The sequence below is a fragment of the Gluconacetobacter entanii genome, assembly GCF_013155425.1.
Taxonomy (GTDB): domain Bacteria; phylum Pseudomonadota; class Alphaproteobacteria; order Acetobacterales; family Acetobacteraceae; genus Novacetimonas; species Novacetimonas entanii.
Genome location: NZ_JABJWD010000011.1, coordinates 65885 through 86785, shown reverse-complemented (window position 1 = coordinate 86785; position 20901 = coordinate 65885). Strand labels below are relative to the sequence as shown.

General features: G+C 65.4%; 18 protein-coding genes. 13 read left to right on the top strand and 5 right to left on the bottom strand.

Translation table 11 applies throughout. From position 1 onward, the window contains the following. Nucleotides 1-435: 435 nt before the first annotated feature. Nucleotides 436-1410 (top strand): type I pantothenate kinase, encoded by a 975-nt coding sequence (gene coaA, locus HNH97_RS03285; RefSeq protein ID WP_171789849.1) that lies wholly within the window; start codon nucleotides 436-438, stop codon nucleotides 1408-1410. A gap of 184 nt (nucleotides 1411-1594) precedes the next feature. On the opposite strand, the gene aldA is transcribed toward coaA, so the two are convergent. Together aldA and HNH97_RS03275 are read right to left on the bottom strand one after the other, a co-directional pair. After that, nucleotides 1595-3043: an aldehyde dehydrogenase gene (aldA, locus tag HNH97_RS03280; RefSeq protein WP_171789848.1), complete on the bottom strand. Its 1449-nt coding sequence runs from the start codon at nucleotides 3041-3043 to the stop codon at nucleotides 1595-1597. Between the two features lie 219 nt (nucleotides 3044-3262). Next, on the bottom strand, nucleotides 3263-3826 hold the full coding sequence (locus HNH97_RS03275; RefSeq protein WP_110912325.1) for a ferritin-like domain-containing protein: 564 nt from the start codon (nucleotides 3824-3826) through the stop codon (nucleotides 3263-3265). A 222-nt stretch (nucleotides 3827-4048) separates the two neighbouring features. Between HNH97_RS03275 and HNH97_RS03270 the strand changes: the two genes are divergently transcribed. The 5 genes from HNH97_RS03270 (at nucleotide 4049) to HNH97_RS03250 (ending at nucleotide 9352) form a co-directional block, all read left to right on the top strand. After that, nucleotides 4049-4972, top strand: a complete 924-nt coding sequence (locus HNH97_RS03270) for an NUDIX hydrolase (protein ID WP_407716835.1) — start codon at nucleotides 4049-4051, stop codon at nucleotides 4970-4972. A gap of 158 nt (nucleotides 4973-5130) precedes the next feature. Further along, nucleotides 5131-6111, top strand: coding sequence for a quinolinate synthase NadA (gene nadA, locus HNH97_RS03265; RefSeq protein WP_171789847.1), 981 nt, complete (start codon nucleotides 5131-5133; stop codon nucleotides 6109-6111). After that, the gene (locus HNH97_RS03260) at nucleotides 6108-7673 is read left to right on the top strand and encodes an L-aspartate oxidase (protein ID WP_171789846.1); all 1566 of its coding nucleotides are present in this window, start codon (nucleotides 6108-6110) and stop codon (nucleotides 7671-7673) included. Before nadA ends, HNH97_RS03260 begins: the two co-directional genes overlap by 4 nt. Beyond that, nucleotides 7670-8542, top strand: coding sequence for a carboxylating nicotinate-nucleotide diphosphorylase (nadC, locus tag HNH97_RS03255; RefSeq protein ID WP_110912328.1), 873 nt, complete (start codon nucleotides 7670-7672; stop codon nucleotides 8540-8542). The genes HNH97_RS03260 and nadC overlap by 4 nt, the downstream gene beginning before the upstream one ends. Before the next feature lie 135 nt (nucleotides 8543-8677). Continuing rightward, on the top strand, nucleotides 8678-9352 hold the full coding sequence (locus tag HNH97_RS03250) for a GntR family transcriptional regulator (protein WP_110912329.1): 675 nt from the start codon (nucleotides 8678-8680) through the stop codon (nucleotides 9350-9352). Between the two features lie 208 nt (nucleotides 9353-9560). Here the strand turns inward: HNH97_RS03250 and minE are convergent, their stop codons facing one another. The 3 genes from minE to minC all read right to left on the bottom strand — a co-directional run bounded on the left by minE (nucleotide 9561) and on the right by minC (nucleotide 11531). Continuing rightward, nucleotides 9561-9845: a cell division topological specificity factor MinE gene (minE, locus tag HNH97_RS03245; protein WP_110912330.1), complete on the bottom strand. Its 285-nt coding sequence runs from the start codon at nucleotides 9843-9845 to the stop codon at nucleotides 9561-9563. Between the two features lie 2 nt (nucleotides 9846-9847). After that, nucleotides 9848-10660, bottom strand: a complete 813-nt coding sequence (minD, locus tag HNH97_RS03240; RefSeq protein WP_110094512.1) for a septum site-determining protein MinD — start codon at nucleotides 10658-10660, stop codon at nucleotides 9848-9850. Between the two features lie 139 nt (nucleotides 10661-10799). Continuing rightward, a complete protein-coding gene (gene minC, locus HNH97_RS03235; protein WP_110912397.1) occupies nucleotides 10800-11531 on the bottom strand; it encodes a septum site-determining protein MinC in 732 nt (243 codons plus the stop codon). Between the two features lie 195 nt (nucleotides 11532-11726). Here minC and fzlA point away from each other — a divergent pair, with 195 nt between their 5' ends. The 7 genes from fzlA to HNH97_RS03200 all read left to right on the top strand — a co-directional run bounded on the left by fzlA (nucleotide 11727) and on the right by HNH97_RS03200 (nucleotide 20869). After that, entirely contained in the window at nucleotides 11727-12395 is a 669-nt protein-coding gene (gene fzlA, locus HNH97_RS03230) for an FtsZ-binding protein FzlA (RefSeq protein WP_110912331.1), read from the top strand. Between the two features lie 8 nt (nucleotides 12396-12403). Continuing rightward, on the top strand, nucleotides 12404-13633 hold the full coding sequence (locus HNH97_RS03225; protein WP_171789845.1) for a BaiN/RdsA family NAD(P)/FAD-dependent oxidoreductase: 1230 nt from the start codon (nucleotides 12404-12406) through the stop codon (nucleotides 13631-13633). Beyond that, nucleotides 13633-15012 carry an MBOAT family O-acyltransferase gene (locus HNH97_RS03220; RefSeq protein ID WP_171789844.1) on the top strand — a complete coding sequence of 460 codons (1380 nt, stop codon included), beginning with the start codon at nucleotides 13633-13635 and terminating at the stop codon, nucleotides 15010-15012. Before HNH97_RS03225 ends, HNH97_RS03220 begins: the two co-directional genes overlap by 1 nt. Nucleotides 15013-15242: 230 nt before the next feature. Continuing rightward, complete coding sequence (locus tag HNH97_RS03215; protein WP_171789843.1) at nucleotides 15243-16604, top strand: replication-associated recombination protein A; 1362 nt, start codon at nucleotides 15243-15245, stop codon at nucleotides 16602-16604. Next, entirely contained in the window at nucleotides 16601-17578 is a 978-nt protein-coding gene (locus HNH97_RS03210) for an RluA family pseudouridine synthase (protein WP_171789842.1), read from the top strand. The genes HNH97_RS03215 and HNH97_RS03210 overlap by 4 nt, the downstream gene beginning before the upstream one ends. A 55-nt stretch (nucleotides 17579-17633) precedes the next feature. After that, complete coding sequence (locus tag HNH97_RS03205) at nucleotides 17634-20111, top strand: AsmA family protein (RefSeq protein ID WP_171789841.1); 2478 nt, start codon at nucleotides 17634-17636, stop codon at nucleotides 20109-20111. After that, complete coding sequence (locus HNH97_RS03200; protein ID WP_171789840.1) at nucleotides 20108-20869, top strand: ATP12 family chaperone protein; 762 nt, start codon at nucleotides 20108-20110, stop codon at nucleotides 20867-20869. Before HNH97_RS03205 ends, HNH97_RS03200 begins: the two co-directional genes overlap by 4 nt. Nucleotides 20870-20901 lie beyond the last annotated feature (32 nt).

Sequence of the window (20901 nt, the reverse complement as noted above, 5' to 3'; positions counted from 1 at the left end):
TCCATCATGCGGGAGGGGGCAGGCTCTGTTCTCGTTGCGTGTTGAAGGGCGATTTTTCAAGGGGGCGCTGACCTCTCACCTCCTCAATTCACTGATAAGTCATGGTTTCCAAAGGGCAATCCCCTTTGGCGGGTTTCAGGGCAGGGCCCTTGATGCTCATCACCAGCACTTAACAGGGCCAGTGTCTCCCGGGCCGCCCTGCAAACCCGTCTTGCACGCCCCTGTATCGCACCCGAACAGGGCCGCCAGACAGGGGGCGCAGGCGTGTCACAATTGTCACGACTGTATCAGGTAGGGGCCGTAGGATGCGATACAGGGCCTGCACACGCGAAATTGGGGCCCGTGGCTCTGGATCGGGGCAGGGTAAGATGTTACGCCGCCCGGCGTGGATAAGGGCACCTGTGCCCGGATCGACCATCAGGAGGAGAGCGGCCCTTGGAGAGTGGAAAGGGTAACAGTCCCGACACGCCACAGGTCCCGTCATATGGCGCGACCCGGCCATACATGATTTTCCCCCGCCCCGAATGGGCGGCCCTGCGCGCCAATGTGCCCCAGTCCCTGAACGAGGCGGAGGTCGCGTCCCTGCGCGGCCATAACGAACCGGTCTCGCTCGAGGACATTGCGGAGGTGTACCTGCCGCTGTCGCGCCTGCTCAACCTGCATGTGCTTGCCAGTCGCAGCCTCAACAACATGGTCAAGAGCGCCTTCCTCGGCGTACCGCGCCGGACGGTGCCCTTCATCATCGGCATCGCCGGAAGTGTGGGCGTGGGCAAGAGCACGTTCGCCCGCCTGCTGCAGGCGGTGCTGTCGCGCTGGCCCGACCATCCCAACGTGTCGCTGGTGACGACGGACGGCTTCCTGCTGCCCACGCGCGTGCTGCAGGAGCGTGACCTGATGGCGCGCAAGGGCTTTCCCGAAAGCTATGACCTGCGGCAGATGATCTCCTTCCTCGCCGCGCTCAAGGCGGGGGAGCGTAACCTCGACGTGCCCATCTACTCGCACGAGGCCTATGACATCATCCCCGACCGCTATCAGGTGGTGGACCAGCCGGACATCCTGATCTTCGAGGGACTGAACGTGCTGCAGACCGCGTCGGAACAGCCCTTCATGGCGTCGGACTTCTTTGACTTTTCCATCTATCTCGACGCGGATACGCAGGATATCGAACGGTGGTACGTGCAGCGTTTCCAGTTGCTGCAGCAGACCGCCTTTCGCAAGCCGACGTCATATTTCCACCATTACCGCGACCTGACCCCGGAGCAGGCGGAGAAGGTGGCGCGTGATATCTGGCGACGCATCAACCTGCCGAACCTTGAGGAAAACATCCTGCCCACGCGCGAACGCGCGCGCCTGATCCTGCGCAAGGGGCCAAGCCACAGCGTCAGCACGGTCTGGATGCGCCAGATCTGAGGGCGTGCGTATTTTTGGATAAATATTAAAAGTTTTTGGGTGCCGCCTTTTGATCTGAAAAAGCGGCGTTCTTTGAAGCTTTTTGGAAAAAGCTTCACCAAAAACTTCTTTTACTTCAGTCGGTTCATACGAAAACAGGGAGCCCGAAGGCCCCCTGTCATGGTCGCGCGATGCGAAAACCGCCTCAGTAATTGAGGTAGATGGTCTTGGTATCGACATAGGCTTCGAGGCCGTACTGCCCGTCTTCGCCCCCGATGCCGCTGTCGCCATAACCATGGTGGAAGCCCTGCGCGGCCTCGCCCCCTTCGCGGTTGACGTAGATCTCGCCAAAATTCAGTTCATTGCTCATGCGCATGATCTTCTTGAGGTCCTGCGTGAACATGTAGGCCGACAGGCCATAGCGCGACTTGTTGGCCATCATCAGCGCCTCGTCAAAGTCCTCGACCTTGATGAGCGACAGGACCGGGCCGAACACCTCGTTCTGCGTGATGTCCATTTCGTTCGTCACGTTCGTCAGCAGCGTGGGCGCATAGAAATTGCCCGCGTCATAGATGCCACCCGTCAGGGCCTTGCCCCCGATCTCGACCTTCGCACCCTGCGCCACGGCGCGCTGGACCATGTCATCGACCTTTTCCATCTCCGCCCTGCTGATCTTCGGCCCCATGGTCGTGTCCGCATCGAGCGGGTTGCCGACCTTGATTTCCGCTATCTTCCTGCGTAGCAGGTCGAGGAACTGGTCATAGACCGCCTGGTGGACATAGGTGCGTTCGTTGGCGGTGCAGACCTGCCCGCAATTCATGAATCGTGCGGCAACGGCAGCGTTCGCCGCGGCCTCGATATCCGCGTCGTCCATGACGATGAACGGGGCCTTGCCGCCCAGTTCAAGCCGCACTTCCTTCAGCCCTTCGGATGCCGCCGCCATGATCTTGCGGCCTGCGGGCGTGCTGCCGGTCATGGTGATCAGCTTAGTGATCGGGTTGGTGACAAGCTGGTTGCCCACCGTCACGCCGCCACCGGTGACGACGTTGAACACGCCCTTGGGGAAGCCTGCTTCCACCGACAGTTCCGCCAGCGCGAGTGTCGCAAGCGGCGTCAGTTCATGCGGCTTGATGACGAAGGTGTTGCCCGCCGCCAGCGCCGGGCCAAGCTTGCGCGCCGTCAGGGCAAGGGGGAAGTTCCATGCCGAAATCCCGGCGACGACGCCATGGGGGATCTTCTCGATCAGGATCTTTTCGCCCGGGCGGCTGCCGGGGATGATGTTACCCTCCAGCCTGCGGGCATTTTCCGCGGCGAAGCGGATCAACTGGATGGCGAAGTTGACCTCCACCTTCGCCTCGCGGATGGGCTTGCCGTTTTCGCTGGTGATGATGCGCGCCAGCCTGTCCTCGTCCCGGCGGATCAGGTCGATCAGCTTGTACAGGTAGTCCGCGCGGTCGGTGGCGATCAGGCGGCTCCAGGTGCCAAAGGCTTCCTGCGCGGTCTGCAGGGCGCGATCGACGTCGTCCTTGCTGGCGATGCCGACGCTGGCCAGCGCCTCGCCCGTTGCGGGGTTGCGGATGGTGTCGCGTTCCTCGGTCGTGGCGGGCACCCATTCGCCACCAATGAACAGGTCGTAGGTTCTGACGTCTGTCATGTCAGGGTCTCCGTAATGGTTGGTCCGGTTTTGGCAGGCGGTCAGGCCATCCCTGTTCAGGGGGCCATCGACCGTGCCGGATGCTGTCATGCGGCGCTTGATGCGTCCGGTGTGCGGGAAAAGGGCAGGGACCGGGCGTGCAGGGGCGGCCGGCCATGTCGGGACATGGCCGGGGGACGCAGGCGCCGCGAAAAAGGGAAAAATGGCCGAACGTAGGGATCAGGGCAGGAACGGCGTGCCTTCATGCGCGACCAGCAGGTCATGCATGTCCGTTGCGTGTTCCTCTTCTTCGGCGAGGATCTTTTCAAGCATGATGCGCGTGGTCGGGTCATGGTCCGCGAAATAGCGGATCAGTTCGCGGTAATGCTCGATCACGAGGCGTTCGGCCACGAGGTTCTGGCGCACCATTTCCACCAGGTTGCCGCCCGCGCCATATTCGCTGGCCGAACGGGTGGCCAGTCCTTCGGGTGACAGGTTGGGCACGCCGCCCAACTGGTCGATGCGTTCGGCGGCCCACATCATATGCGCGCGCTCTTCCTTGGCGTGGGTCGCGAATTCGGCGGCGACGCTTTCGCTGGTGATGCCTTCGACCGAAATCGAATGCATGGTATAGCGCAGGACACAGACAAGTTCCGTCGCGACAACCGTCTGCAGCAGGTCGATGGCCGTCTTGACGTTCCCCTGATAGGCAGGGGTCAGCGCCCCCTGTTCGATGGAGGCCTTCGCACGGGCGCGCAGGGTCTGCACGTCGGTCAGGAATGTGTTTTCAGCGGCTTTCGCCATTCCGGTGCTCCTTTCGGATCATGAACGGGCACGCATCGGGAAAGACCCGCGCCTGTGGCGTTCGTGGCGGATTGTGCCTGTCATAACGGGGGAGGGGCATGACGGTTGCATGCGAAACACACCGGCACATTATACAGGGGCATGTGATACGGCACGTCCTGCATGGCAGGGCAGTACGGCAGGGGCAGTACGCCGGACGTTACACCGGGGCATGATGGGGGCATGATGGGCGCGGATGGCATGATGTCGCATGTGGTGACGGAACTGATCGCGGTGCTGACGGCGGTGCGTGACGGCGTGCCGCAGGTGATGACGATCGACGATGGCCGCCTGCTGCCCTCCGGCCCGCTGGAAAGCGGCCACCGTTCCCTGCAGGCGGGCGTGCGTTCATGGGTGGAGCAGCAGACCGGCCATCCCATCGGCCATGTGGAGCAGCTTTATACCTTTGCCGACCATGACCGCGCCCTGCATCCCGAACAGGGCCGCAGCATCTCCATCTCCTACCTCGCCCTGACCCGCAGCCACGCGCGGGAGACGGGGTGGCGGGACTGGTACGACTATTTCCCGTGGGAGGACCGCACCAGCGACACGACGCAGGAGGTCACGGACCTGATCGAACGCCGCCTGTGCGCGTGGGTGGCGGGCATGGCGGATATCGAGACGCGGATGCGCCAGTGGCAGCGCTGCATGGCGCTGTTCGCCATCGGTGATGGTGGCGCGTGGGATGATGAACTTGTGCTGCAGCGCTATGAACTGCTGTATGAGGCGACCCTGGTGGCCGAAGCCGGATGCCCCCCCGTGCAGGCGATTCCCGGCCGGTACATGCACCGTGACCACCGTCGCATATTGGCAACGGCCATGGCGCGCCTGCGTGCAAGGATACGTTACCGCCCCGTCGTGTTCGAACTGATGCCCGAGGAGTTCACCCTGTTCCAGTTGCAGCGCACGGTCGAAAGCCTGGCGGGATGCCATGTGCACAAGCAGAATTTCCGCAGGCTGGTGACACAGCAGCAACTTATTGAGGAAACAGGCAGGATTGACGAAAAGACCGGCGGCAGGCCCGCCCGCCTGTTCCGTTTCTGTGGCGAGGTGCGGCGGGCGCGGCAGTTCGCGGGAAGCAAGCTGCCGATCGTACATTCAGGCTGAACGCCCCGCCTTCGGGATGGATGCAGGGACAGGATCACGAAAATCCTGATTGACACAGGCGGGGTTTCACGTTGGAAGTGTCCGGCCGGATGATCGTGCCTCACTTATACTCAAATTGAGTATAAAGAAATCTGGGGCCACCGGCGAGGAGGGCAATCATGAATCAACTGGGTCCCCGGCAAGCGGCTGACCGGCTTTATGACCGCGTGCGCCATCTGGTCCCCGAGATGGAGTGGGCGACGTTCCTTGACGACATCCGCGCCATCGAGGAACTCAAGCAGCAGCGCAACGCGATTATCCTGGCGCATAATTACCAGACACCGGAAATCTTCCACTGCGTTGCCGACATCCGTGGCGACAGCCTCGCCCTCGCGCGGGAAGCGCAGGAGGCCAGCGCCGATGTCATCGTCATGGCGGGCGTGCATTTCATGGCCGAGACGGCGAAGATGCTCAATCCCGACAGCACCGTGCTGATCCCCGACATGCGGGCAGGATGTTCGCTGGCAGATTCCATCACGGCGGCCGATGTGCGCCTGCTGCGTGAACGCCATCCCGGCGTGCCCGTCGTGACCTACGTCAACACCTCGGCGGAGGTGAAGGCCGAAAGCGACATCTGCTGCACGTCGGGCAATGCGAAGCGTGTGGTCGAAAGCCTTGGCACGGACCGGGTCATCATGATCCCCGACGAATTCCTCGCCCGCAATATCGAGGCGGAGACCGGTATCAAGATGATCACGTGGCCCGGCCATTGCGAGGTGCATGAACGCTTCACCCCGCAGGAAATCACCCGCATGCGCGAGGATAATCCCGGCGTGGTGGTGCTGGCGCATCCGGAATGCCCGCCCGAAGTCGTCGCGGTGTCGGATTTTTCCGGCTCCACCGCGATGATGAGCGATTACGTGCAGGCCCATGACGGCGGCAAGGTGCTGCTGGTGACCGAGTGCTCCATGAGCGACAACCTCGCCCTTTTGCATCCGAAGATCGATTTCGTCCGCCCGTGCAACATGTGCCCGCACATGAAGCGCATCACCCTGTCGGGCCTGCGCCACGCGCTGGAGACCATGACGCATGAGGTGACGATCGACCCGGCGCTGGCGGCACGCGGGCGGCGTGCGGTCGAACGCATGCTGGCGATATGACCGGCGAAAGCCTGCGCGCCCTTGCCGGGCAACCCGTCATTGTCGGCGGCGGACTGGCCGGGGTGATGACGGCGCTGATGCTTGAGGGGCCGTGCGTGCTGCTCTCGGCCGGGCCACTGGCCGCCGCGCGTCCCGCAATGGCGTCGAGCATGCTGGCGCAGGGCGGGATTGCCGCCGCGGTGGGGGCGGATGACACGCCCGCGCTGCATGCGGCCGATACGCTGGCCGCCGGGGCGGGGCTGTGTGATCCCGCCATCGTGGACCGTGTGACCGCCGACGGGCCGGACGCCATTGCGCGCCTTTCGGCGTTCGGGGTGCATTTCGACCGTGCGGCCGACGGCACGCTGAAACTGGGGCTGGAGGCCGCGCACTGCCGCCACCGCATCGTGCATGCGCGGGGTGATGCGTCCGGGGCCGCGATCATGGAGGCACTGGTGGCGCGTGTGCGCGCAACCCCGCGCATCACCGTCCTTGAAAATGCCCGCGTGCAGGCGCTCCTGACCCATGACGGGGCCGTAACCGGCCTGCGCGCCAGCGTGATGGGACGTGACATCACATGGCCCGCGCCCGCCGTGGTGCTGGCCACGGGGGGGATCGGCGGCCTGTTTGGCGATACGACCAACCCGCTGGGATCCTGCGGGCAGGGACTGGCGCTGGCCGCGCGCGCAGGCGCGGTCCTGGGCAACCTTGAGTTCGTGCAGTTCCATCCCACGGCCCTTGCCGCCCGTCATGTGGCCGGTCCGATGCCGCTCATCAGCGAGGCCGTGCGTGGCGAAGGTGCCGTGCTGGTGGATGAGAATGGTGACCGCTTTACCGAGGAACTGGCCGCACGCGACATCGTCTCGCGCGCGGTGTGGCGGCACATGCGGGCAGGCCACCATGTCTTCCTTGATGCGCGGCAGGTGCTTGGTGCGCGTTTCGCCACCCGCTTTCCCGCCATCGACGCGCTGTGCCGTGCGCAGGGGATCGACCCCGCCCGGCAGCCGATCCCGGTGCGGCCCGCCGCCCATTACCATATGGGCGGGGTCGTGGTGGACGGTCGCGGGCGTACCGGCGTGCCCGGCCTGTGGGCCTGCGGGGAGGTGTCCTGCACCGGCCTGCACGGGGCGAACCGCCTTGCCAGCAATTCCCTGCTGGAGGCCGTGTCGTTCGGCACGTGGGTCGCCCGTGACCTGTCGGGCCTGTCGCTGGCCCGCACCGCCCCGCCGGGGGAAGATGGTGTCGCGCCCCCCCTCACGCCTGCCCCGAGCGAGGCCCTGCGTCGCGTCATGGCCCGTGGCGCGGGTGTGGTGCGCACGCATGACGAACTGCATGAAACACTGTGGCGGTTTGCGTCACGGATGGAGCATGATGATGCGGCCCTTGTCGCCGCCATGGTGGTGCTTGCGGCCCAGCAGCGCAGGGAAAGCCGTGGCGGTCATTTCCGCGCCGATTTCCCCGAAACCGCCCATGAGGCCGTGCCGTCGTGCCTGACGCTTGGCGCGGTGCGTGATGCGATCGCGCCGATCGTGGCGCAGGCCGGCAAGATGACATTATCCCCTGATAACGGAGTGATCGCATGACGATCCGTTCCCCATCGATCCGCCCCCTGCCTGACCTGATGCTTGAACCGCTGGTACGCGCGGGCCTGATGGAGGATCTGGGCCGTGGTGGCGACCTGACCACCGATGTGACGCTGGGGGAGGGCAACCCGTCCGCCCATGCGGTGCTGTCCGCCCGGCAGGCCGGGGTTGTCGCGGGACTGGACATGGCGCGCCTGGCCTTCACCCTGATGGACCCGAGCATCGAATTCACGGTCGCGGCGCCCGATGGCACCCATGTCACCCCCGGGCAGGTGATCGCAAGTGTGCGCGGTCCGGCGCGTGGCATCCTGTCGGGGGAACGGGTTGCGCTGAATTTCCTGTCGCACCTGTGTGGCATCGCCACCGCGACGGCGCAGGTGGCGGCGGCGGTGGAACCTTTTGGCGTCAAGGTCAGTTGTACGCGCAAGACCATGCCGGGCATGCGCGCGATCCAGAAATACGCCGTGCGCGCGGGCGGTGGCGCCAACCACCGTTTCGGGCTGGATGATGCGATCCTGATCAAGGACAACCACCTTGCGATTGCGGGGGGCATCCGTCCCGCCCTGACGCGTGCACGGGCGGCGGCGGGACACCTGGTCAGTATCGAACTGGAAGTCGATACACTGGAACAGTTGGCCGAGGGGCTTGAGGTCGGGGGGGTGGATGTCTTCCTGCTTGACAACATGACGCCGGAGCAGTTGCGCAAGGCGGTCAGCATGATCGACCACCGCGCCGTGGCCGAGGCCTCAGGCGGGGTTACGCCGGAAACGGCCGCCACGATCGCCGCGACGGGGATCGACCTGATTTCGATGGGATGGCTGACCCACAGTGTCAGGGCGATGGATATCGGGCTGGATTATCAACCCTAGGCTGTAGTCGTGTGTCATTTAAATGAAATATGCATAAAAAATGCAACTGACACATAGTACAAGTTGCCATCTGCGGGGAGATCATTATTTATACGGATTAATAAGATATATTTGTACGAAGGATAAGATAGCAGTATGGTGGCGGATATCACGGACCAGAACAGCAAGCCCCCCCGACGTGTCCTCAGCGTTGATGCCTATGAACATGTCCGGCGTGGCCTGATCCGCAGTCGCTACCGCGCGGGCGAACGTCTTGTCCTGCGTCCCCTTGCTGCCGAACTTGGCCTGAGCCCGACCCCCGTGCGTGAGGCGCTGCTGCGTCTGGTGTCCGAACATGCGCTGGAACTCAATGACCGCAATACGGCGGTCGTGCCCGCGATGACGCGCCGTAATTTCGCGGAAATCCATGCCCTGCGTTCCGACCTTGAGGTAAGGCTGGCGGAGGCTGCGGCCCTGAAGGCCAGCGCGCACGGGATCGAGACGCTTGCCATGCTGCATCGCCAGTTCGTCGATGCGCTGGCCATTCGTGATGACGGGGCGGTTGCCGCCCTGAACGCGGATTTCCACACCACGATCGCGGCATTGGCGGACCTGCCGCTGACGGCCAATATCCTGCGTAACCTGTGGGTGCGTATCGGCCCGCTTTATGCCCTGTCGCGCCCGATGCCAAGCATGCGCAGCATGGGGGATGTACATCCCCACGCCGCACTGATTGATGCGCTGCGCGCGCGTGACCCGCAGGCGGCGCGTGAGGCGATCACGCGGGATTTCAACAATGCGCGGATCTGGATCGAACCGATGCTGGCGTAAGGCCGGACCTCGCCATTCCCAAAAAATAAGGAAAGCATTTAAAAGTTTTTGGGTGTCGCCTTTTTTCAAAAAGGCGGCGTCTTTCGAAGCTTTTTGAAAAAAGCTTCACCAAAAACTTTTATCTTTTTATCGAAGGTTTGTTTCCGGGCACGCATTCCCGGAAATGCAGAAAACGGGGCATCGCCATGGCGATCGCCCCGTTTTTGCATTATCGGCCCTCGCGCAGTTTCTTTTTTTCGAGGGCGGGCACTTCGATGTCGATTTCCAGCATCGAAACCGATGTCCCCCGATCCACCTTGATCTGGACCTTGTCCTGATCGACGGGGATATGTTTCTTTATGACCTCGAGGATCTCGCTATGGAGGGTGTTGAGCAGTTCGGATTCCTGCCCGTCCGTGCCGGCGCGTTCGTGCGCCAGCAGGATCTGCAACCGGTCGCGCGCGACGGGCGCGGAACTGCGGTTGCGACCGAAAAGTGTATCAAGCAGGCCCATGATCAGGATCTTCCCTTGAACAGCCACCCGAACAGGCCGCTACGTTCAGTGGGTATGGTGACGTCGATCTTTTCGCCTTCCAGCCTGCGCGCCGCCTCGAAATAGGCGCGGGCGGGCGGGCTTTGCGGGCTGGAAATCGTGACGGGCGAACCGAGGTTCGACGCGCGCAGGACTTCTTCGCTTTCGGGGATGATCCCCAGCAGCGGGATCGACAGGATTTCAAGCACGTCTTCGGTACGCAGCATTTCCCCGCGTGAGGCACGGCCGGGGTCATAACGTGTCACCAGCAGGTATTTCTCGATCTTGCCGCCGCCCTTGGCCTTTTCCGTCGTGCTGTCGAGCATGCCGATGATGCGGTCGCTGTCGCGCACGGACGATACCTCGGGATTGGCGACGACGACGGCGTAATCCGCATGGTACATCGCCAGTTGCGCGCCGCGTTCGATGCCCGCAGGGCTGTCGCAGATGATCCAGTCGAACTTTTCACGCAGTTCGCCGATTACCTTGGCGACGCCTTCGGCCGTCAGGGCGTCCTTGTCGCGGGTCTGCGACGCGGGCAGGATCGACAGGGTTTCGACGCGCTTGTCACGGATCAGCGCCTGCGACAGCTTCGCTTCGCCCTGGATGACATTGATCAGGTCGTACACGACCCGGCGTTCCGCGCCCATGACAAGGTCGAGGTTACGCAGGCCGACATCGAAATCGACCACGACCACGTTCTGCCCCGTCTGTGCCAGCGCCGCGCCCAGTGCCGCGGTGGACGTTGTCTTGCCGACCCCGCCCTTTCCGGAGGTGACGACCAGCACTTTCGCCATTCTAGTTCTTCCTTGTCCTGTCATTTCCGTCCGCGGCCCGGGGAGGTATAGGCCATAACGGTTGAAATATGGTTGTTAAGAGTAAGGGCGCGGCAGGGGGGGATGCAACCGCTGCGACGATGAAAAATGTATCTTGAATTCATCTTCTTGAGGGTGCCGCCGTCCGCAGGCTGAGTGGCTGCACCACGATTGTGTCATTATTGAGCATGGCCTGTGACGGGTTGCCGGAAAATCGGGGGTCGATATCCTCGGCGGTCATATAATATCCATCGATCGCCAGAAGTTCCGCGCGCATGTCATGGGCGAAGATGCGGGCTTCGGGCTGCCCGTTCATGCCTGCGATCGCCCGCCCGCGCAGCGCGCCATAGACATGGATCGACCCTGCGGCGGTGACTTCCGCCCCCGACCCGACCGACCCGATGATGATGATGTCGCCATCGGGGTTCACGATCGTCTGCCCCGAACGGATCGGCTGTTCGAAGATCAGCGATGATCCCTGTATCCGTTCCGGGACGGGAACGTGGTCGTCGGGAATGTCCACGGCGCCCGACGCGCGCCCCCCCTCCAGCCCCGCCGGCCATTGCCAGTGGGCGATGGCCGGCGTGGTGGGATCGGCGCCCTCGATCGCGATGATGCGGATGCCCCGTTCGAGCAGCGCTGGATACAGCTTGCCCAGGCCGGGTTCGTCCGGGCCGAGCAGGGAGAGGTCGAGGATGACCGGCTTGCTGGCGAAAAAGGCGGCGGAACGGGCGATCTGCGCATCCAGTCCGGCCATCCAGTCGGACAGGCCGGGTTCGGGTGACAGCACCAGCGCCAGGAAGGAGCGGCCACGCGCGCGGATTTTCGGAAGGGAACGCAATTCGTCGGACAAGTGGTTACAGCCTTCGTCTGCCTGGGATTCGTCTGCCTGCGACCCGACCGGTATCATGGGCATGCCGCCAATGTGCCAGAAAAAGATGCCCGATGCCACGGCCAGTAGTCCTTTGGCATGCCGGCGCGCGATGCAATGCGGTTTTGTTGACATGAAGGCTTGGCTAAGGGTGGCGCGATGCAATAAAGCGGATGCATGCGTATCCTCTATCACCTCCCCCTTTCACCCTATTCCCGCAAGGTGCGCCTTGCGCTGGGAGAGAAGCGGTTGCCGTTCGAACTGAAGATGGAACGGGTATGGGAACGCCGCCCTGATTACCTTGCGCTGAACCCTGCCGGCACCGTGCCGATGCTGGTGGAGGAGACGGGCCTTGCGATCCCCGATTCGTGGGTGATCTGCGAATACCTGGAGGAAGCCTATCCCGACACGCCGCTTCTGGGGCGCACGCTGGCCGAACGGGTGGAGGTGCGGCGGCTTGTCGTCTGGTTCGACGAAAAATTCGGCAGCGAGGTGACGCGCAACCTGCTCAATGAAAAGGTGATGAAGCGCATCTCCGGCCGGGGCAATCCCGATGGCGGCGCGCTGCGGGCGGGATATGCCAATATCCGCTTTCACCTGTCCTATATCGACTGGCTGGCGGAAACGCGGCAGTGGATGGCGGGCAACATGCTCTCGCTTGCGGATTTCGCGGCGGCCGCCCATCTGTCGTGCCTCGATTTCATCGACGATATCGCATGGGACACGGCGCCTGCGGCCAAGGACTGGTACGCCCGGATCAAGAGCAGGCCATGCTTTCGCTCCCTGCTGCAGGACCGTGTCAGCGGGATGACGCCGCCCGCCCATTACGCCGACCTCGATTTCTGAGCGCGCCCGTGTCCCGTGCCGATGTGCTTGACGCCGTAATCCTGGGGGCGGGGGCCGCCGGGATGATGGCGGCCGCGACGGCGGGGCAGGCGGGATGCCGTGTCGTCGTGGTGGACCATGCCGCCCAACCGGGGCGCAAGATCCTGATTTCGGGGGGCGGGCGCTGCAATTTCACGCATCTGGAGTCGGGGCCGGGGATGTTCCTGTCGGCCAACCCGCATTTCGCCAAGTCCGCGCTGGCGCGCTACACCCCGCGCGATTTCCTCGACCTGCTTGCCCGCCACCGCATCGCGTGGCACGCCAAGACGCCGGGGCAACTGTTCTGCGACCGCTCCGCCAGCGAGATCGTGGAGATGCTGGTGCGCGAATGCCGGCAGGGCCGGGTGGAGATGGCGCTGTCGAATCGCATCATCGCGGTGCGGCGCGACGCCGGCGGGCATTTCGTGGTGGAGACCGACCGCATGGTGCTGCATGCCCGCGCGGTGGTGCTGGCGACAGGGGGGCTGTCGATTCCCAAGCTGGGGGCGACGGGCCTGTCGCATGATGTCGCGCGCCGCTTCGGCCTGAAGATCGTCGAGCCTGCGCCCGCCCTCGTGCCGCTGACATTCGGGGCCGCGGACCGGGAATGGATGGTCGAACTGGCGGGTGTGTCGCTGGACGTTGCGACACGGTGCCATGACGGGGCGGGGCGGCGTGCGCGTGACGTCGTGTTCCGTGACGGGATGCTGTTTACGCATCGTGGCCTGTCTGGTCCCGCGATCCTGCAGGCCTCGTCCTACTGGTCGGCGGGGACGGCGCTGGATATCGACTGCCTGCCCGGACGCGATGCGGCGCGGTGCCTGCGTGACCTGAAGAAGGGACGCCCCCGCATGGGGGGCGCGGCCATGCTGGCGAGCGTGCTGCCCCAGCGGCTGGCGCAGATGCTGGCGGCGCGCCACCTGCCCGATGGCCCGGTGGGGGAAATGCCCGACAGCGTGCTGGACGCGCTGGCGGCGATGCTGTCGTCGTGGCGGCTGAAACCCAACGGCACCGAAGGCTATGCCAAGGCCGAGGTCACGCGCGGCGGCATTGATACGGATGGCCTGTCGTCACAGACGATGGAGGCGCGCGACGTGCCCGGCCTGTTCGCGGTGGGCGAGGCCGTGGACGTGACCGGGTGGCTGGGCGGCCATAATTTCCAGTGGGCATGGTCGAGCGGCCATGCGGCGGGGCGGGCGCTGGCGGAGCGGCAGGGCTGATGCTGTTCAGCACGCAGGGCTTCCTGCTTGGGTTCCTGCCGGTGGTGCTGGTGCTGTATTACCTGTGCGCCCCCGTGCGCCGGGCGCGGCAGGGCCTGATGATCGCGGCGTCGCTGGTGTTCTATGGCCTGTGGGACTGGCGCTTCGTGCCGTTCCTTGTGGGGATGACGCTGCTCAACTGGGCGCTGGCATGCCTGTGGGGGCGCACGCGCAGGCGGGCGTGGCTGCTGGGCGGGATTGCCTTCAACATATGTGTGCTGGTGTTCTTCAAGGACGCGAACTGGCTGGCGGGCGTGATCGCGGCGCTGCGCGGGCAGGCGTTCCATCCGTGGGACATCGTCCTGCCGCTGGGCCTGTCGTTTTTCGTGTTCCAGAAGATTTCCTACCTCGTGGACCTGCTGCGGGGGCAGGCCCCGGTCTATGGGCTGGTGGACTTCCTTGAATTCGTGACGTTCTTTCCGCAACTGATCGCAGGGCCGATCGTGCGGCATAACGAGATCGTGCCGCAGTTCGCCCAATCCCCGCGTAACGGCGCGATGTGGGAAAACCTGTCGCGCGGGGCGATGCTGCTGCTGGTCGGACTGGCGAAGAAGGCGGGACTGGCCGATACGCTGGCGAGCCTGTGCGATCCGGTCTTTGCCCTGCTGGCGCAGGGGCATGTGCCGGGAATGGGGCAGGCGTGGCTTGCGGCGCTGGCCTATACCTTGCAGATCTATTTCGATTTTTCGGGATATTCCGACATGGCGATCGGCATGGCGCTGATGTTCGGGCTGCGCCTGCCGTTCAATTTCGAGGCCCCGTACCGATCGGTCTCCATCCGTGATTTCTGGCGGCGGTGGCATATGACCCTGTCGCGGTTCCTGCGCGATTACCTTTACATCCCCATGGGCGGCAACCGCTGCGGCGCCGCGCGGCAGGCGTGCAACCTCGGGGCGACGATGCTGCTGGCCGGTGCATGGCATGGCGCGGGGTGGACCTATCTTGTGTGGGGCGGCCTGCATGGCGGTGCGCTGGCGGTTGCGCACTGGTGGGGGCGGCGGGGCGGCACCATGCCCGCACTGGCGGGATGGGTGGTGACGATGCTGTTCGTCATGCTGTCATGGGTGGTGTTCCGCGCGCCCGACCTGGGGGGGGCGCGCACGATGCTGCTGGCGATGGCGGGCATGGGCGGGCATGACCACGCCGCGACCGGGCACCATGGCGTCGTGCTGGCCATCGCGATGGCCGTGGCGGTAGTGGGGCCGTCGTCGCAGCGCGCGATCCTGCGCGACATGCCGCCCGCGCCGTGGGTCGCGGTGGCGGGCGGGATTGCCTTCGTCCTGCTGATCCTGCTGATCGGTGGGCGTATCCCCGATCCGTTCATCTATTTCCAGTTCTGATTCAAAGTCATAAAAGTTTTTGGGTGCCGCCTTTTGATCGAAAAAGGCGGCGTTCTTTGAAGCTTTTTGAAAAAGCTTCACCAAAACCTTTTATGACTTTCTTCTTTTTACCGACCCGTCACCTTTGTCGGGCGCGTGGGGTGTATCGCGCCGTTTGTGTTCCTATATGTCATGCTGACGCGCCGCGTTGTGACGTGGCGTCCTTCTTTTCATGGAACAAGACACAGCCCATGCACGATCCCACCCAGGACCTGTTCGGGGACATGCCGGACATGGCGCGCCCCCAGGCCGCGCCCGCGACAGGACGCGGGGGCGAGACCGCATCACGCCACCGCCCGCTTGCGGACCGCCTGCGGCCGGAGGCGCTGGACCAGGTCGTGGGGCAGGACCACCTGCTTGGCCCCGAAGGCACGCTGAGCCTGATGCTGCGCAACCACAGCCTCGCCAGCCTGATCCTGTGGGGCGGGCCGGGTGTTGGCAAGACGACCATCGCGCGCCTGCTGGCCCATGCGGCGGGCCTGCGCTTCGTGCAGATCTCGGCGGTGTTTTCCGGCGTGGCCGACCTCAAGCGTGCGTTCGAGGATGCGCGCCGCCGTGCCGCCAATGGCGAAGGCACGCTGTTGTTCGTGGATGAAATCCACCGCTTCAACCGCGCGCAGCAGGACGGGTTCCTGCCGGTGGTCGAGGACGGGACGGTCGTGCTGGTGGGGGCGACGACGGAAAACCCGTCCTTCGCGCTCAATGGCGCGCTGCTGTCGCGCTGCCAGGTGCTGGTGCTGCGCCGGCTGGATGATGCGGCACTGGAACAGTTGCTGTGCCGGGCGGAGGCGGAGACCGGGCGCGCCCTGCCGCTGACGCCGCCCGCGCGCGCGACATTGCGCGCCATGGCCGATGGCGACGGCCGCTACCTTCTGAACATGGTGGAGCAGATCCTGGCGCAGCCGGGCGATACGGTGTTCGACCCGCAATCCCTGTCACGGCTGCTGGCAAAACGCGCGGCGCTGTATGACAAGGACCGGGAGGAACATTACAACCTGATCTCCGCACTGCATAAATCCATGCGCGGCTCGGACCCGGATGCGGCGCTGTACTGGTTTGCCCGGATGCTTGAAGGGGGGGAGGACCCGCGCTACATCGCCCGCCGCCTGACGCGCTTCGCGGCGGAGGACGTGGGCATGGCCGACCCGCAGGCCCTGCCGCTGGCGGTTGCGGCATGGGAGACGTACGAACGCATGGGCTCGCCCGAAGGGGAACTGGCGCTGGCGCAGCTTGTGGTGCACCTGTCCACGGCGCCGAAATCGAATGCGGTCTATGTCGCCTATGGCCGTGCACGCCGCGCCGCGCGCGCCACCGGCAGCCTGATGCCGCCCGCCCATATCCTCAATGCGCCGACGAAGCTGATGAAGGATATCGGCTATGGCAAGGGGTATGAATACGACCATGACCAGGCGGAGGGGATTTCGGGCCAGAACTACTTCCCCGACGGCATGCGTCGCCCGCAATTCTACCGTCCCACGGGGCGCGGATATGAACGTGAGGTCGCACGACGTCTGGACAGTTGGGACAGAGTGCGCGAAAGCCGTGGGTCATGAGTGTCGTGACCCTTACCGTCAGTGATGACGAAGCCGATATCCGCCTTGACCGCTGGTTCAGGCGGCATTACCCGCACCTGACGCAGGGCGCGTTGCAGAAGCTGTGCCGCACGGGGCAGATCCGCGTCGATGGCGGGCGTGTCAGCACGTCCACCCGCCTTGCCCCCGGGCAGGCGGTGCGCGTGCCCCCGATCCCGCAGGCCAGCCGTCCCCCCCCGGTGACGCACAAGGCGCTCGATGAACGCCAAGTGCGCGAAATCCGCAAGATGGTGATCTACAGCGACGATCAGGTGATCGTCCTGAATAAGCCCGCGGGCATCGCCGTGCAGGGCGGGCCGGGCATCACGCACCATATCGACGGGCTGCTCGACGGGTTGAAGGACCAGCCCGATGACCCGCGCCCGCGCCTTGTCCACCGCATTGACCGCGATACGTCGGGGCTGCTTCTGCTGGCGCGTACGCCCGGGGTTGCGGCGAAGCTTGCGGCGTCCTTTCGTTCGCGCGACGTGCACAAGGTCTACTGGGCCGTGACGGTGGGCCGTCCCACGCCCGCATCCGGCGTGATCGACCAGCCCCTGACCCGCCTTGGCGCGGGGGCGGGGGCGATCATGGTGGTCGCCGGGCGGCGCGACAAGGACGCAGTGCACGCGCTGTCGGAATATGAAGTGCTGGACGCGGCGGGGCGAAAGCTGTCATGGCTTGCGCTGTCGCCGCTGACGGGGCGCACCCACCAGCTTCGCGTGCATTGCGAGGCGCTGGGCACCCCGATCCTTGGCGACCCGAAATATGGCGATGACCGTGCCCATGTGGAGGGCTTCCCCGACCAGTTGCACCTGCATGCGCGCATGCTGGACCTGCCGCATCCGGCGGGCGGGCGACTGGTGGTGTCGGCGGACCTGCCGGCACACATGAAGGACACGTTCCGCCAGCTTGGCTTTGCAACGCCTGCGGCCCCCGCGCCGCAGCGTAAATGACCGCCCGGCGGTAATTCCACCGCCACGGGCAACGGCACGGGATTGGGACGCGAACATGGCGAACAGCGCGACTTTGCGGCGTGGCCTGCTGGCCTGCGCCGCCGCGATCATCGTGGTGGCGGGTGGTGGCGCCTTCGCGGTGCACAGTGTCCTTGACCCGCAGGCCCTGCGGGCGCGTGCCATCGCGGCGATCGAACGCCAGACCGGGCGTGAAGTCACGCTCGGTTCGGTGGAGGTGCATGTCTTTCCCGCCTCCGTTTCCGTGCGTGACATCACCCTTGCGGACATGAAGGGCGGTGACGGCACGCCGATGTTCAGCGCCCGCGCGCTGAATGCGGATGTGGGGGTGATGGCGCTGCTGCATCATCGCATCGCGCTTGAAAACGTCACGCTGGACCATCCCGTGCTGCACCTGCGCCGCAATGCGGACGGGCAGGCCAACTGGCGCATGACCCCCAATGGCCCGCAGGCCAGCCTGCCTGCCGCCGCGCAGCCCCCCTCCGGCACGCCATGGGTTATCCAGCCCGGCAGCCTGCGCATCAGTGACGCCAGCGTGGGATGGGATGACCGCCTGAGCGGGGTGAAGACGCAACTGGCGCTGGCCCATGTCAGGGTCGATGGCCTTGCGGGCGCGCAGCCTTCATTTGACGTTGCGGGCACACGCGATGGCGCGGCCTTTACCCTGTCGGGCCATACCGGGGCGATCTCCCTGACGCAGGGCGGGGGCGGAAGGGACGTGAAATGGCCGGTCCATTTCCAGGTGGCGTTTGCCGATCATGACCGGGCCGCCGGGACCTTCACGCTCGACGGCACCGTGGCCGACCCCGACCGGGCGAAGGGATACGACCTGAAGGTGGACGGGCAGGTTTCGCAGCTTGCGGACCTTGCGCCATGGTTTGCGGGCCATGACGTGCCTGCCGCGCGTGATGTCACGCTGTCGGCGCGTGTCGTCGATGGTTCCGCGCCCACGGATACGAAAATCGTCCCGCAGGTGCAGGCGCTGCACCTGCGCACGGGGCCGTTCGATGCGGGGCGGTACCTGTCCGGCCTGCAGGTCGGCAGCCTGTCGGTCGATGCCGCCGGGCCGAAGGAGACGCTGTCGGTCGCGGGCACCGGCACATGGAGCGGGCAGGACCTGAAGCTCGCCGCGTCGTTCGGATCGCTGGACCAGGCGGAACATGCCGTGCTGACGCACCTGTCGGATTCGCTGCCGCTGTCGGTGGACCTGTCGGGGGGGGCAGGATCGCTGCGGGTCGCGGGGATGCTGGGTGGCGCGCGCGCGGTGGTGAACGTGACGGCGTCGTCGGGGCATCTTGCGCTGCCCAATGGCGCGGCCCTCGACCATCTGGAGGCGACGACCCATCTGGTCAGCGACGGCAACGGCGCGCATTTCGCCCTGTCGGAACTTAATGTCCACAGCACCCAGCTTGCGCTGACCGGCACGCTGGACCTGACTGTCCATGGCGGGCATGGTGGTGTCCCGCTGCTCAGCGGCGCGGTCGATGCCAGTTGGCTTGACGCCGACGCCCTGCGTGGTCCCGTCACCCCGGCAAAGGCGGCCCCCGTCCCCACGGCGCAGAAGCCGGGGACGGAACGCATCGCGTTTGAACGGCTGCGCGATATCGACATGGATGTGCGCGTCAGCGTGGCGCAGATGGAACTGGCCAGTGATGTCTACCGCCAGGCGCTGATGCATGTCGCCCTGCGTGAGGGGCGGCTGGGCATCGACCCGCTGCAGGCCACGGGCACGGGACGCAGGATTTCGGGGCGCCTGTCGGTTGATGCGTCGGGTGACGTGCCGGTCGTGTCCGGCACCATCGCCACGCTGGTACTGCCCGCGACATGGATCGAACAGCATGCAGGCATGCCCGTGGCGGTGCAGGGGGCGTTCCAGTTGGTGGGTGAGGCCTCCGCCCGGGGGAATACGGCCGCCGAACTGCGCGCCAGCATGGACGGGCACATGGGGGCGTCGCTGGTCAACGGCACGATCGACGGTGCGGCGCTCGGCTCGCTGGTGGGGCAGGCGGCGCGGGGGGTGACGGGATCGGGGGCGATCCCGCTGCGCTGCTTCGGGCTGCACATGACCATGGCGAAGGGGCAGGCCAATGTCGATACGCTCGGCCTGCAGACCCCCGTGCTCAGCATGACGGGGCAGGGCAGCGTGGGACTTGCCTCCTATGCGCTGGACATGCGTCTGGTACCGCTGGTGATGATCGGCGGGACGGGGGCGTCGGTGCCGGTGCGCGTGGGCGGCACGCTGTCGGCGCCCCGCCCGCGCATGGATGCCGGGGCGGACGGGCGTTATGCCATCGGCCTGCTGCTGGGCGGTGCGTCGGGGAAGGGCACCACCGTGCCGGACCTGTGCCCCGCCACGCTGAAGGCCGCGCGTGAAGGGCAGGCAGGCCCCGAACCCACGGGTGCCGCGCCACAGCCCACCGGCAATGTGGGCAGCCTGGTGCGTGACAACCCCAAGGCCGCGCAGAAGATCGACAGGGCGAAAAGCCTGCTCAAGGGACTGGGACTGATACATTGACGGATACGACGCAACGCACATCGCCAACCCCGGATGGAAAACCGGCGCGCAGGCGTTTCTGGGACAGCGCAGCCGTGGTGGCGGAGGAGGCGGGATATACCGTGAACCTCGACGGCAGGCCGGTGCGGCTGCCGGGGCGTGCGCTGCTGCTGGTGCGCAGCCACGCGCTGGCGCAGGCGCTGGCGGCGGAATGGGCGCAGGCCGGCGGCGGGAAGGGTGGCCTCTTTGCGCCGGAGGACCTGCCCCTGACGCGGATCGCGGGCACGATGATCGAACGTATCGCCCCCGACCGGGAGGCCACGGTTGCGGCCCTTCTGCACTACGCCAATGGCGAACTGCTGTGCTATCGCGCGACGCATCCGGCGACATTGTGCGAACGTCAGGCGGCGCAGTGGACGCCGTGGCTGGACTGGCTGCGGGAACGGTACGGTATTGCGCTGCATACGACCGAAGGGGTCATGCCCATCACCCAGACGCCGCAGGCGCTGGAGGCGCTGGGCACGATCCTGCGTGGCTATGACGACGCGACGCTTGCCGCACTGGGCGTCATGGTGCCGGCGATGAAGAGCCTCGTGCTCGGGATCGCGGTGGTGACGGGGGCCTGTGACGCCGCGCGTGCGGCACGGGTCGCGACACTTGATGAACGCACGCAGATGGAAATCTGGGGCCGTGATGCGCAGCAGGAGGCGATGCTGGCGGTCACGGCGCGCGAGGTGGCCGAAGCGGCTTCGTTCCTCGAACTCGCCTGCAGGGGGTAATGCACAAAAGCTTCAAAAAAGAATGCCGCCTT